Origin of the sequence: Arthrobacter sp. (assembly GCF_031179385.1) — a bacterium.
Taxonomy (GTDB): domain Bacteria; phylum Actinomycetota; class Actinomycetes; order Actinomycetales; family Micrococcaceae; genus Arthrobacter_D.
The window spans coordinates 1-13,054 of sequence record NZ_JAPSHV010000004.1 but is presented as its reverse complement, the minus strand read 5'-3'; the positions used below and the strand labels follow the sequence as shown (position 1 = coordinate 13,054).

The window sequence follows — 13,054 nt, the reverse complement described above, 5'->3', positions numbered from 1 at the left end:
TTCGCAGACGTGTCTTTGCAGGCGGTGCCTTCGCAGACGAACCTGCTCAGCGGAACTGGGGCTTAGAAGCCGCCCATTCCGCCCATGCCGCCCATGTCGTCGCCGCCGCCGGCGGGAGCAGCCTTCTCAGGCTTGTCCGCGACAACAGCTTCGGTGGTGAGGAAGAGACCAGCGATGGAGGCAGCGTTCTGCAGTGCAGAGCGGGTCACCTTCACGGGATCGTTCACACCGGCAGCGAGGAGGTCCTCGTAGTCACCGGTTGCAGCGTTGAGACCGTGGCCAGCGGGCAGGCCGCGAACCTTCTCGATCACGACGCCGGGCTCAAGGCCGGCGTTGAAAGCAATCTGCTTGAGCGGAGCGTCGATGGCGATGCGGACGATGTTCGCACCGGTTGCCTCGTCACCTTCAAGGGTCAGGTTGGCGAACGCCTTGGCGCCGGCCTGGATCAGGGCCACGCCGCCACCGGCGACGATGCCTTCCTCGACTGCAGCCTTCGCGTTGCGGACGGCGTCCTCGATGCGGTGCTTGCGCTCCTTGAGCTCAACCTCGGTTGCTGCTCCGGCCTTGATGACTGCAACGCCGCCGGCCAGCTTGGCCAAGCGCTCCTGCAGCTTCTCACGGTCGTAGTCGGAGTCGGAGTTCTCGATCTCGGCGCGGATCTGTGCAACCCGGCCGGCGATCTCCTCGGCGTTGCCTGCACCCTCGACGATGGTGGTCTCGTCCTTGGTGACAACAACCTTGCGTGCCTGGCCCAGGAGGTCCAGGGTGGCGTTCTCCAGCTTGAGGCCAACTTCTTCAGCGATGACCTGGCCACCGGTAAGGATGGCGATGTCAGCGAGCTGCGCCTTGCGACGGTCACCGAAGCCCGGAGCCTTGACGGCGACGGACTTGAAGGTGCCGCGGATCTTGTTGACCACGAGGGTGGCCAGGGCTTCGCCCTCGATGTCTTCGGCGATGATCAGCAGCGGCTTGCCGGACTGCATGACCTTCTCGAGGACAGCAACAAGGTCCTTGACGTTGGAGATCTTCGAGTTGACGATCAGGATGTAAGGGTCTTCAAGGACCGTCTCCTGGCGCTCTGCGTCGGTGACGAAGTAACCGGAAATGTAGCCCTTGTCGAAGCGCATACCTTCAGTGAGCTCAAGCTCCAGGCCGAAGGTGTTCGACTCCTCGACGGTGATGACGCCTTCCTTGCCCACCTTGTCGAGGGCTTCAGCGATGAGGTCACCGATCTGCTGGTCGCCCGCGGAGATCGAAGCCGTGGCCGCGATTTCTTCCTTGGTCTCAATTTCCTTGGCGGAGGAGAGGAGTTCGGCGGTGACAGCGTCAACAGCCTTCTCGATGCCGCGCTTGAGGCTCAGCGGGTCAGCGCCGGCGGCCACGTTGCGCAGGCCTTCCTTGACCAGTGCCTGGGCGAGGACGGTAGCGGTGGTGGTACCGTCACCGGCAACGTCGTCAGTCTTCTTGGCAACTTCCTTGACGAGCTCAGCGCCGATCTTCTCGAAGGGATCGTCAAGTTCGATCTCCTTGGCGATGGAAACGCCGTCGTTCGTGATGGTGGGAGCGCCCCACTTCTTCTCAAGGACAACGTTGCGACCGCGGGGGCCCAGCGTAACCTTGACTGCGTCAGCGAGGGTGTTCAACCCGCGCTCGAGGCCGCGGCGTGCCTCTTCATCAAAAGAAATGATCTTGGCCATAACGGCGTAGGTCCTTTCGGGACGGTCATGCTTATCAGCTGCTACCGACCTGTGATGCCCGCGACGGACGGGCGGACCCGGGAGGATCTCTGTACCTACCGAACCAGCCCTCACCACAGAGGTTGCCTTGTTCACTCACTCGGGTGCCGTCTTAGCAGTCGTCACCTCTGAGTGCTAACTCAATAATTAGCACTCTCGCACCGTGAGTGCAAGCTGTTCGCCCGTGGAAAACAACGACGACGGTACGCTCCCCGCCGGAAAGCGCTCCGTCGTCGTTCGGTATTGAGTGGGTCTATTCAGGATGCGAGCCGCACAGCCTCAGCCTGCGGCCCCTTCTGACCTTCTCCGATCTCGAATTCCACCCGCTGGCCCTCATCGAGAGCGCGGTAGCCATCCATCTGGATTGCGGACCAATGTACAAACACATCTGCCCCGCCCTCATCGACGGTGATGAAGCCATATCCCTTTTCAGCGTTGAACCATTTCACGGTTCCCTGCGCCATGCTGTTCTCCCACTATGTAGATCCCCCGCGTAGCTGTTGATTGCGGGGCTGAAATACATCTAATCCCACTTCTCGGCGACAGTGACGCAGAACACAGTGAATGTTATTGATCCTTAACCCGACTGCTCACTGGAAACCGGGACCGACCACAACAGTGATGTTGCCGAACCCTGCATTGCCCTGGACGGCCCCGATACCGAGGACCGCTGCGAGTGCTTCAGCCGTCGGTCTCTGCTCCTCGCCGTTGTAGAGGACGATGGATCCCTGCAGCTGCTCGCCGGACCAGTTACCGACTTGGGTAACGCTCCATCCGTCAGCCTGCAACCGGCCCGCGGCGGTGCTGGCCAACCCGCTGACCGTCGTTGCATTCAGCACGGCGACTGGCTGCGCCCGGTCGACCGCCGCGGCCGTCTCGGTTGCCTCCGGAGTGGGCTCCGGCTCGGACGTTGGATCCTCTTCGGGAGTGGGTTCAGTGCTGGGCGTTTCCGGCTCAACAGGTGCCGCGGATTTGCTGGGCTCTTCACTCGGCGTCCCGCTCCTCGCCTCATCGGCCGTGATGGACGGCATTGGCGCGGCGGTGCTGCTTTGAGGGGTCACCTGGCTGGCCTGTCCGAGGCCGAGGCGCGGGAAGAGGAAGTAGGCCGCCAACCCAACGGCAAGGACAAGTAGGCCGGCAACAATCTTCAGGGGCAGTCCGCTCGATCGCGGAGGGACCAGCCGCTCGCGATGAACTCCCTGCCGTGCGGCGGATTCGGGCACACGGTCGAATTCGTCGCGCGGGTACTGGGTCATGTGACGGGAAATCCTTGGCTCGAGATGGGCGTAGTTGCTAAACGTCCACGCCAAGACGGCGCGCCGAACGGGCGCGTTGGCGGGTCGTACGTAGTCTACGCAATCTCTTCACGAGCATGGGATCGTGCGCGAGGGCTGCTTCGGTATCGATGAGTGCATTGAGGATCTGGTAATAGTGCGTGGCGGAAAGATCAAACATCTCCCGGATGGCCTGCTCCTTGGCGCCGGAGTACTTCCACCACTGACGCTCAAGTTCGAGAATCCGCTGCTCGCGCTCACCCAATCCCGATTCCGGGTTGCCCGCCACCCCTTCACGGTTCATGTCTGCTGCCGCGTTCTGCATGCCCACGACACACCGTCCCATCCACTATTTCCGCTCGAGGTTCCTGATCCATGGTAAAGGCGAATCACATCATTGTCATTTACCGACAACTGCAGCCGCAGCGCCCGTCCGCGCCAGAATAAGACTATGAACGACGACGGCACGCCCACCCTGCCCTTCCCTGCATCGCCTGCCGCTGAACTCCCGTTCGCGGCGCTCCCGTTCGCTGCTCCGGCCACTCTGAACGACGTCATGGCACCGGACTGGGCAGAGGCGCTGCGGCCGGTTCAGCCGCAGGTCCATGAACTGGCCCGGGCCCTGGCCGAAGAGCAGCAGCGCGGCGCGCAGCTCTTGCCCGGCCCCGACCTCATCCTTCGGGCCTTCACCTATCCGCTCAGCCACGTCAAGGTCATCATCGTGGGTCAGGATCCCTATCCCACACCCGGCCATTCAGTGGGCCTGGCCTTTTCTGTGACCAGACGGACCAAACTTCCCCGGAGCCTGGTGAACATCTATAAGGAACTGGCTTCGGACCTGGACGCTCCTGCACCTGCCCATGGCGATCTTTCCGGGTGGGCGGATGAAGGAGTCTTCCTGCTCAACCGGGTCCTCACCGTGCGGGCAGGTGAAACCGGGTCCCACCGCAAGCTCGGCTGGAACGCCGTCACAGATGCTGCCATCCGTGCACTGGTCGCCCGAGACCAGCCGTTGGTGGCGATCCTCTGGGGTCGGGAGGCCGCACAGCTGAAGCCCCTGCTGGGATCGACGCCGCTCATCGAGTCCGCACATCCCAGCCCACTGTCCGCGTCCCGCGGCTTCTTCGGCTCGCGTCCCTTCAGCAGAGCGAATGCCCTGCTGGCCGAACAGGGCGCCGCACCCGTGCACTGGTTGCGGGGCTAGCGCGGATCAGCGGCGGCGGTTACGACGCCGTTCGTTGCTGCTCAGCTTCTTGGTGAACGGCCGCGCCAGGTTGTCGCCCAGCACCACGCCCCCGGCGATCGCCAGGATGATGGTCAGCGCGTTGAACAGCCCGATGGCACCTGCCCCGGCAACCCCGGTCTCGGTCGTGAGGTTATACATGGACCGGAAGATCGTGAGTCCGGGATAAAGGAACATCACCGCCGGCACGGCCACCACGAGCTGAGGCGCTCCCATGCGCAGCGCCACGATTCTCGCGAGCATGCCTATCAGCACGGCAGCGATGGCGGGGGCGAGACGGTATCCAACGCCAAGGCTCACCACCAGCGAGTAGAGCAGGAATCCGGCCATTCCGATGAGCGAGGTCGGGACGACGAGGCTCATGTCCGTCTGCTCGGCGATGCAGATCATCGCGACGGCTACGAAAACAAGTAGGGCAACCACGGGAAGCGGATACTGCGATCCCTCCGACGTCGTCACGTCCAGCTCCGGAATGCCGATGAAGGTTCCCATCACCAGCGCGACGGCGATGCCGGAGACCAGCCCCGCGAAGACAAGGAAAGCGGAAAGGAATCGTCCCGCTGCCGTGACGGGGAATCCGTTGATCGCGTCCTGGGTAGCGGACACCAGCCGACCGGTAGGCAGGAGCAGCAGGATTCCGCCCACCACCACAAGGGCGGGAGCGATCGGAACGTTAAGCCACCACATCAGCATTGCTATGAAGGTCACGAGGGCTGCCGACGTTGCGGTGGCAAAAAACTCCGGCACTCTCCAGCGTCCGAGCTGGCGCGAGAACAGGTCGACACCGATGCAGCTTGCGAAGGAGATGAGGGAACCGAGCGGTCCGCCGCCGATGAAGGCCACGATTGCAGCGGCGAATACGCCGAAGGCCGCGGTCACCATCCACCGTGGGAACGGCTTGGGCCTGTGCGTAATCTCATCCAGCCGCCTGATGGCTTCAGCCCGGTCGACGCCGCCGTCGACGATGTCCGTTACCAGCTGGTGCACACGGGTGAGGCCCGCATAATTGTTGGTCCACGAGCGCACAACCCGCAGAACCGTGGTTGGTGTCTGGTCCTTCGCCGAGTAGTTGAGCACCACCGACTGGTTGGTGATGTCCACTTCGATGTTGTCGAGTCCGAAGGCGGCGGTGACGGCAATGATGCTCGTCTCGACCTCCAGCGCGCCCGCACCGTAGCGGAACATGGTCTCCGCCAGACTGAGGGCGAAATCGAGCGTGCGCCGGGCGCCGACGTCGGGCCCACCCACCTGGATCGTGGGGTTGGCGTAGGGACTGCCTGCGAGCCGCTCGACAAGGTTCATCGCCTGGGTGGGAGGAGATTCACCCTGGACCAGGCGGCGCAGCATCTTGCGCGCGGCAAGCTGTGAACGGTCCGGACGGCCGGGACGGGCCGTCTGAGGGGTGATCGGCAAGGCGTCAGTCGGGTTGGCCTTCGGGGGCTGGCCGGCTTTCCTCGCTATTTTGGACTTGGCCTTGCCCGGCACGGCCGGCGGCCTCACGACGGGCAGCTGCTCGGCCACCGGGGAGGGGTTGGTATCCGGGCTCCGGCGCTTGTCGGCACCGGTCTTGTCTGCCACTTCTAGCCCCTTCCTGACCCGGGCGTGTTCCCCACTCCCGAGGTGTTGCGGTTTAGTAGAACGGTTGGTGCGTGCGGCGCCAATACACCTGCCGCATGACCCGCTCGCCCAGTTTCTGCCATGCACGGTACTTCATCGGGCTGAGCACCAGGTCATAGCAGCCAACGAAGTCCGTGACCGTTTTGGTGAAACTTGTCTTGAAGAGACCGAGACCGTGATGCTGGTGGTTCTTGTCTTTCAGCTGGTCACTTGGCGGCGTGCCACAGAAATCGTATTCAACAATATTGTGCTCGCTTTTGAGGTCATTGATTGCCCGCCACTGAACGAGATGAGAATCACCGTACTGGGAGCGCCCCGGCCTGGAGCCGCCGTCCTTGTAAGTGCCCTTCCGTCCGTAATTGATGACGAACGCACCTACCGAAGGTTCACCGTCCTCATACACGAAGTAGAGCCGACCCTGCCCTGCAGCAACGAAGTTCGACCAAAAGCGCTGGTAGTACTCGAATGAACGCAGGCGCGCCGCCGAGCGGTCCTCAATGTGCGCCATGAGGCCGTACATCGTGCGGAAGTTCTCGTCCGTGGGCTCCATCCGTTCAACGGTGACGCCTTCACGCTCCGCACGCCGGACAGCGTTGCGCCCCCGTGAGTGAAGGTTGCGCAGCAACTGGTTGGGTTCGGGAGTGGTATCGAGAATTGCGGTGTGGTCATTGGGCTGCAGGTTGAAGGCCTTGACCAGACCTGCGCGCCGGAAGAGCGTGCGCACGTCCTCGCTGTCGACGATATCCGGCTCCACCTTCACGGCGAATACGGATAGCCCGGATTCGCGGATGAAAGCACTGCAAGCCTCCAGGACCGCGGGCACATCCTCGGGTGCGGCAACGTCGGGACCCTTGATGAGGTACCAGAGGCTCCCGAGCAGGGGGACCTTTTTTTCAAGGACGAGGTTATAGGTGGTGTATTCCGCTGATTCAAAGGCCAGGAAGAGCGGCTTCCAACCATGATGGGACTTGACCTCGGCGAAAGCCGCAGACTGCAGGAGATTGCCGCCGTTCGGGTTGGCTGTGACCAGAGAATCCCAGTTCTTGCGTTCTTCCTCGGTGGCAAATCGCGCGGTAAACGTACCCATGGTCCTCAATCACAACTGGTCGGCAGGCGTCGATTCAGTGTAGCCGTTGGCGGTGCCAGGCTTACGTCACCGGACTCTTGCCCTATACCGGTGGGCAAGCACGTGGATAGCATCGAAATCATGGAATTCAGATACCTCGGAAACAGTGGACTCAAAATCTCGGAAATCACCTACGGAAACTGGCTGACGCATGGTTCCCAGGTGGAGAACGACGTCGCCACCCAGTGTGTGCGCGCGGCTCTCGACGCCGGAATCAGCACCTTTGACACCGCCGACGTCTACGCGAACACCGCCGCTGAAACTGTTCTCGGCGAAGCCCTCAAGGGCGAGCGCCGGCAGTCTCTTGAAATCTTCACGAAGGTCTGGGGAGCCACCGGCCCCAAGGGCCACAACGATTCGGGGCTCTCCCGCAAACACATCATGGAGTCCATCGACGGCTCGCTGAGCCGGCTGCAGACTGACTACGTGGACCTGTACCAGGCCCACCGCTATGACCATGAGACACCTCTTGAAGAGACCATGCAGGCCTTTGCCGACGTTGTGCGGCAGGGCAAGGCGCTCTATATCGGTGTCAGCGAATGGACGGCGGACCAACTGCGCTCCGGTCATGCGCTGGCGAAGGAACTGGGCTTCCAGCTCATCTCCAACCAGCCGCAGTACTCGATGCTGTGGCGGGTGATTGAGGAGAAGGTCGTGCCGACGTCGGAGGAGCTCGGCATCTCACAGATCGTATGGTCTCCCGTGGCGCAGGGTGTGCTGACCGGAAAGTACAAGCCCGGCCAGGATCCCGAGAAGGGGTCGCGCGCGGCTGATGAGAAGGGCGGCGCTGACATGATCAAGCGCTGGATGTCCGATGAGGTTCTCACCGGTGTGCAGAAGCTGCAGCCGCTCGCGGACGAAGCAGGTCTGAGCATGGCGCAGCTCGCGATCGCCTGGGTGCTCCAGAACCCGAACGTCGCGTCAGCGATTATCGGTGCATCCCGTCCCGAGCAGGTTGAATCGAACGTCGCGGCCGCCGGTGTCACGCTGGAGCCTGCTCTCCTCAAGAAAATCGATGAGGCTGTGGGGCATCTGGCGGAAACGGATCCTGCAAAGACCACCTCACCCGACAAGCGCCCCTCGTGAGGCTCGCGGTCACCGGATCGAGCGGCAAGCTCGGGCGCAGCGTCGTCGCTGGGCTGCGTGAAGCGGGACACGAAGTGCACGGTTTCGACCTGCACGGCGAGCGCGGCCCGGGTTTCCTGTCCATCGATCTGACCAATTATGGCGACGTCGTAGACGCGATCATGGGAGTGGACGATCGGCACTCGGGGTTCGACGCCGTCGTGCATTTGGCCGCCGTTCCGGCGCCGGGTCTGCGCCCGGATGCTGCCACCTTCCACAACAACATGCTGGCGACGTACAACGTATTCCAGGCGTGCCGCCGGGCCGGCATCCGGCGCATTGTGTACGCCTCCAGTGAGACTGTTCTCGGGCTGCCCTTCGATCAGGATCCTCCGTATATCCCAGTCGACGAGCAGTATGACGCGCGTCCTGAAAGTACCTATTCGCTGGTGAAACACCTTGAAGAGCAGATGGCTATCCAGTTCACCCGCTGGGATCCGGCCCTGAGCATCACGGCACTACGATTCTCCAACGTTATGGACCCGGAAGACTACGCGGATTTCCCGTCCTTCGATGCCGACCCCCTGCTGCGGAAGTGGAACCTTTGGGGCTATATCGACGGCCGGGACGGAGCACAGGCCGTGCTTCGGGCTCTTGAGAACGCGCCGAACGGCTTCGACAGGTACATCATCGCCGCAGCCGACACGGTGATGAACCGCTCAAGTGCTTCCCTCGCTGCCGAGGTGTTCCCCGGTGTTGAGGTCACGAAGGACGTTGGGGAACATGAAACGCTCCTGTCAATCGACAAGGCGCGGAAAGTACTGGGGTTCAGCCCCCGTCACAGCTGGCGGGATGCCGTAGGCGACTAGGTATGGGAGGCTGCCGTTCCATTCGCGGCAGCCTCCTGTCACTGGTTCGGCTAGCCTCGACCCAAAATGATCAGTAGGCTTACTGAACCGGGAGCCGATGCTCCTACAGAATCGTCGAAAGGATCGGTCATGACTGAGAATCTCCCCGATGAGGAACTGAACGTGGTCGGCGAGGAACCGGAGGCAGCAAACCAGTCGCTCGCTCCGGAGGCGCTGGATCCGGTGAAGGACGGCCAGCCGGACGACTACCCGAGTGCTGCCGAGGTAGACCCGGACAACTGGGAACAGGATCCGCTGCTGCAGGATGAGCCAGGTGTAGGCGGTCCGGGACTGGAAACAAGCGACCAGAGCCTCCGCGACGAAACCGAAGATGTCCGATTCAGCGACGGTGACGAGCAGGTTCCGCCGGAGGAACCGACCATTGGCGAAGCAGCCGCCGACGTCGATTTCGGCGATCCCATGAGCGAGGAGGAAGCCGATGCAAGTGATGACTCTGCAAACTTCGGGGGCTCGCCACTCAGCCAGTTCGACCCTGAGGACCTCGAACGCTAGAGGTGTGCCTGGGTTGCGCACCTAGACTGGGAAAGTGAAGAAACTTGCTGCACTCTGCCTGCTCGTGCCCGTCGCTGCCCTGCTCGCAGGCTGCAGCCAGATAGAGGAGACCGCCGGCGGGATAGCCAGCGATGCGGCGTCGCAGGTTGCCGGGGCCGCCGCGGAGGAAGTCCGATCCCAGGTATGTTCCCTCGTGAACGACGGCAACGTCAGCGCTCGGGACCGGGAAATCCTGGGAGGGCTGGTAGAAACCGCTGAAACCGCCGGCGTTCCCTCGGAAATCACCGGCCCTCTTCGTGACATCGCTGCGGCGGGAGACCAGGTGCCCGCCGAGTCCGTCGAGGCGCTCAATGAGGCTTGCTCCCCGTCGTCGTAATCGCGGGAGGTCGCGGTTCGATGTCAAATATCCATCAACTGTTCTTTTGAGCAGCCGCTAGCAGTACCTTGTTCCTATGAGAAGCGGCTCAGCCCGAGTCGTTGGTGAAGCGACTGCTTATCAGGACGCGGTGTCGCGTTCCATCAGGGCCGCGTGCGCGCGGTGGGTGGCGATCGAACTGGAGTTCGGGCTGCTGAGCGGATCCGATGTCGACGCCCTGCTCGGCCCCCATTGGCCCCCCGCCGGATGCCTGGCAGCGGAACGCCGAATTCTCGGTGTTGCCACCAAGGCAGGGCGCGTTCTGTACCCGGGATTTCAGTTCGACAAGACCGCTCGCATCGTCCGGCCGGTCATGGCCGAAGTTGCGGAGATCGCTCTTGCTGCTGGCTGGAAAGACCGTCACATCCTGCAATGGTTCGTTGTCGCGAACGGCGAACTTCACGGCGAGCGGCCGGTTGACGTTATCCACGACAGGGACCGGCTGCTGGCCGCCGTACACGCTGATCTGGAGTCCGTCTGGTGAAAATCCTGCTTCCGCTGACCTTGACCGCTCTGCTGCTGGCCGGTTGTGGTGCCGTGACTTCACCGGGTGGAAGTCCTGCCAGCGGTTCACCTCGACCGGCTTCCGATGAGCTGATCGGCCAGGGAACAGTGTTGTCGACCGGTGACGGGCCGGCGATGCTCTGCCTGGGACCCGTCATGGAGTCCTATCCGCCGCAGTGTTCCGGCCCCGAGATCGTCGGTTGGGATTGGACGAAGGCTGACGCTTCAGAAAGCGCGAACGGTGTCACCTGGGGAACCTATGCTGTCCAGGGCAGGTGGGATGGCACCACCTTCACGGTCACCCGGCCGCCGACGCCGCTGGCTCTCTACGATCCTCCCGCCAACATCGATCCCAGGACGGACCCCACGAATCCCGGAGCAGGGACCGAAAGCGAACTGGCTGACCTGCAATCCACCATATCGAGCGATCCTGACGTGCTCATGACCTGGATTGAAAACGGCTACCTCTTTGTCACGGTGACTTACGACGACGGAGCTCTGCAAAGCGCGTACGACGCCCGCTATGGGGCGGACGTCGTTGCTGTGCAGTCGTCTCTGCAGCCGGTGAAAAGCTGACGGGTTCGGGACTCGCCTGACCCATCCCTCAAAAATGTCGGAGGCGCGCAGTACCTTGGGCGCATGAACATTTCAGCCACTTCCCACACCACTCCGACCACACCTGTCCGCCACCCCGAGCGGGGGCGCCGGTACAGCATCGAAGAACTTCGCGACCTTGCAGACCAGGGGGACGCCTGGGCACTATGCCAGGTCGATCAGTGGGAGCTCGAGTTTGCGGACGAATACGTGGGCACCATGTCGGAGCGCTGTTCCGACCCCACCTGTGAGGCGTTCGGCGAGCCCGTGGACACGTGCCATGACCAGGACGGCCGGCCAATTGACATCGACCATGGTGGTTGGGGGCACAGCGTCACCTGGGAACGAGCAGCCTGACCTGCGTTGATGCCCGGCGTTCATCTCGCGTCCATTCGACGGTGATAGGTTCCGCCAATGAACGCACCTTTGCCTGAGCCGCGGTTCCTCACCGCGGACGATCTCTCCGACCGAGCCGGCTTCGACGAGGAGTTTCTCGGCATCGGCCTGCCGGTGCCCGCCCTGGCGATGCTCGAGACCACTCTGTTGCCCTACACGCACTTCTCCATACTGATGCGCAGTGACAAACGCCTCGCGGCGGTCACCGCGCTCGGCATCGATGGTTCCCATCTGATGGACATGGACCGGTCAGGCATCGACTGGCGCCTCGATCCAAGATTGGGAGAGAGCATGCAGACCGGCGCAGGGCTCTACGCCCGCAATGACATCGACCGGGGGCATCTGGTGCGTCGGGCGTCGGCTGTGTGGGGCGCGACGCAAGCGGAAGCAGCGCAGGCCAACAGTGACACCTTTTTCTACACCAATGCAGCACCACAGGCCGCGGCATTCAATCAAAGCCTTGATCTGTGGCTCGGGCTTGAAACCTACCTGCTGGATAACGCTGCGGACTACGGCCGGCGTCTGGTTGTCTTCACGGGGCCGGTTTTCAGCGATCGGGATCCGGTGTACCGCGGAACCGGCATCCCGCTCATGTACTTCAAGGTGGCGGCTTTTCTTCATGAGGGCGGGCTTGCCGCCACCGGTTACGTGGTGGATCAGACGCCCCAGCTGCGTGAGCTTCCCGACATAGAACGGCCCGGCGCGGTGGACGCCGCTCCCCCGCTTGGTCCGTTTCGCACGTTCCAGGTCCCGATCCGTGACATCGCCGCTCTCACCGGGTTAGACCTCGCTCAGCTTGTCGACGCTGACCGTATGCCCATTGCGGCCGCCCTACCTACGGCGGCGGTCACTTCGGCGTGGCGGGAGCTGTCCAATCCCGAATGCCTTGATTTGGATTTCGACCTCCGGCAGTGAAGTACTCCCACCCCGCCTGACGTGGATCAGACTCTGTAGCGAAGCTCACCTCCGTCAGGCGAAGTGAACACACCCGGATACAGTGGAGGTATGTACCTCGACCATCCGCAAGCCCTGGCCGACGAAGCGGTCCTCGAGAACCGCCGATCCATGCTGGCGACCGCCCCGCACGTTCAAAGCCTGGAGCAGTGGCGCGCCGCGTATGCCGCCGCCCGGTCGACTCCCGTCCCCCACTTCGACCCCGCAGACGCCGGAGACCAGGCACGCGTGCTCTTTGTCCTCGACCGCCCGCAGGAAGATCTGTTCTCCGAAGGCGGCACCGGCATCGTGTCAGTCGACAACCCTGACAGCTCGGCCGAGCGCTGCTGGATTGAACGAGATTCCGCCGGTTTGCATGACGGCGTCCTGATGTGGAACATGGTCCCGTTCCTCGCGCCCAACCCCAACGCGGACAACCGCACAGCCGGAGCGAAGGCGTTGGGCTCTGTCCTGCGGCTTCTTCCGCGTCTCGAGGTGGTGCTGCTCTGCAGCGACGCCGTGCAGCAGACCTGGGACAAGCACCTACAGGACAGGGTGCCCCGCGTCACCGTTATCAAGGCGCCCGGTGTCGGGCCGCAGTCGCTCTCGCGCAAGACCAAACAGGACGAACTTCGCAAGGCCGTTGAGCGGGCCAAGCGCCTCGTCGGCTGACTTCGATGCGCCGTCAGGCGCGCACGAAAAAACCCCTCCTGCCAGGACATACCCGGTC

General features: G+C 62.9%; 16 protein-coding genes. 10 read left to right on the top strand and 6 right to left on the bottom strand.

Annotation, left to right across the window (positions count from 1 at the left end):
• Positions 1–62: 62 nt before the first annotated feature.
• The 4 genes from groL to RIF85_RS01560 all read right to left on the bottom strand — a co-directional run bounded on the left by groL (position 63) and on the right by RIF85_RS01560 (position 3,335).
• Positions 63–1,697, bottom strand: coding sequence for a chaperonin GroEL (gene groL / locus RIF85_RS01575; protein ID WP_309070150.1), 1,635 nt, complete (start codon positions 1,695–1,697; stop codon positions 63–65).
• Positions 1,698–1,993: 296 nt separating this feature from the next.
• Positions 1,994–2,200: a cold-shock protein gene (locus tag RIF85_RS01570; protein WP_309070149.1), complete on the bottom strand. Its 207-nt coding sequence runs from the start codon at positions 2,198–2,200 to the stop codon at positions 1,994–1,996.
• Positions 2,201–2,326: 126 nt separating this feature from the next.
• A complete protein-coding gene (locus tag RIF85_RS01565; protein WP_309070148.1) occupies positions 2,327–2,992 on the bottom strand; it encodes a LytR C-terminal domain-containing protein in 666 nt (221 codons plus the stop codon).
• Between the two features lie 37 nt (positions 2,993–3,029).
• Positions 3,030–3,335 (bottom strand): DUF3263 domain-containing protein, encoded by a 306-nt coding sequence (locus RIF85_RS01560; RefSeq protein ID WP_375164438.1) that lies wholly within the window; start codon positions 3,333–3,335, stop codon positions 3,030–3,032.
• A gap of 126 nt (positions 3,336–3,461) precedes the next feature.
• On the opposite strand from RIF85_RS01560, the gene RIF85_RS01555 reads away from it, so the two are divergent.
• Complete coding sequence (locus RIF85_RS01555) at positions 3,462–4,214, top strand: uracil-DNA glycosylase (RefSeq protein WP_309070147.1); 753 nt, start codon at positions 3,462–3,464, stop codon at positions 4,212–4,214.
• Between the two features lie 6 nt (positions 4,215–4,220).
• Here RIF85_RS01555 and RIF85_RS01550 read toward each other — a convergent pair whose 3' ends face one another.
• Entirely contained in the window at positions 4,221–5,831 is a 1,611-nt protein-coding gene (locus RIF85_RS01550) for a threonine/serine exporter ThrE family protein (protein ID WP_375164437.1), read from the bottom strand.
• Between the two features lie 52 nt (positions 5,832–5,883).
• Positions 5,884–6,957 carry a peptidoglycan bridge formation glycyltransferase FemA/FemB family protein gene (locus RIF85_RS01545; RefSeq protein ID WP_309070146.1) on the bottom strand — a complete coding sequence of 358 codons (1,074 nt, stop codon included), beginning with the start codon at positions 6,955–6,957 and terminating at the stop codon, positions 5,884–5,886.
• Between the two features lie 120 nt (positions 6,958–7,077).
• Between RIF85_RS01545 and RIF85_RS01540 the strand changes: the two genes are divergently transcribed.
• The 9 genes from RIF85_RS01540 to RIF85_RS01500 all read left to right on the top strand — a co-directional run bounded on the left by RIF85_RS01540 (position 7,078) and on the right by RIF85_RS01500 (position 12,996).
• Complete coding sequence (locus RIF85_RS01540; protein WP_309070145.1) at positions 7,078–8,082, top strand: aldo/keto reductase family protein; 1,005 nt, start codon at positions 7,078–7,080, stop codon at positions 8,080–8,082.
• Positions 8,079–8,930, top strand: a complete 852-nt coding sequence (locus RIF85_RS01535; RefSeq protein ID WP_309070144.1) for an NAD(P)-dependent oxidoreductase — start codon at positions 8,079–8,081, stop codon at positions 8,928–8,930. Before RIF85_RS01540 ends, RIF85_RS01535 begins: the two co-directional genes overlap by 4 nt.
• Before the next feature lie 129 nt (positions 8,931–9,059).
• Positions 9,060–9,482 carry a hypothetical protein gene (locus RIF85_RS01530; RefSeq protein WP_309070143.1) on the top strand — a complete coding sequence of 141 codons (423 nt, stop codon included), beginning with the start codon at positions 9,060–9,062 and terminating at the stop codon, positions 9,480–9,482.
• 34 nt (positions 9,483–9,516) lie between these two features.
• Positions 9,517–9,858: a hypothetical protein gene (locus tag RIF85_RS01525; RefSeq protein ID WP_309070142.1), complete on the top strand. Its 342-nt coding sequence runs from the start codon at positions 9,517–9,519 to the stop codon at positions 9,856–9,858.
• A 76-nt stretch (positions 9,859–9,934) separates the two neighbouring features.
• A complete protein-coding gene (locus RIF85_RS01520; protein ID WP_309070141.1) occupies positions 9,935–10,381 on the top strand; it encodes a hypothetical protein in 447 nt (148 codons plus the stop codon).
• Positions 10,378–10,977 carry a hypothetical protein gene (locus RIF85_RS01515; protein WP_309070140.1) on the top strand — a complete coding sequence of 200 codons (600 nt, stop codon included), beginning with the start codon at positions 10,378–10,380 and terminating at the stop codon, positions 10,975–10,977. Before RIF85_RS01520 ends, RIF85_RS01515 begins: the two co-directional genes overlap by 4 nt.
• Positions 10,978–11,040: 63 nt before the next feature.
• Positions 11,041–11,352: a hypothetical protein gene (locus RIF85_RS01510; RefSeq protein WP_309070139.1), complete on the top strand. Its 312-nt coding sequence runs from the start codon at positions 11,041–11,043 to the stop codon at positions 11,350–11,352.
• Positions 11,353–11,409: 57 nt separating this feature from the next.
• Positions 11,410–12,306: a DNA/RNA non-specific endonuclease gene (locus RIF85_RS01505; protein ID WP_309070138.1), complete on the top strand. Its 897-nt coding sequence runs from the start codon at positions 11,410–11,412 to the stop codon at positions 12,304–12,306.
• Positions 12,307–12,396: 90 nt separating this feature from the next.
• A complete protein-coding gene (locus RIF85_RS01500) occupies positions 12,397–12,996 on the top strand; it encodes a uracil-DNA glycosylase (protein ID WP_309070137.1) in 600 nt (199 codons plus the stop codon).
• The last annotated feature ends 58 nt before the right edge of the window (positions 12,997–13,054 follow it).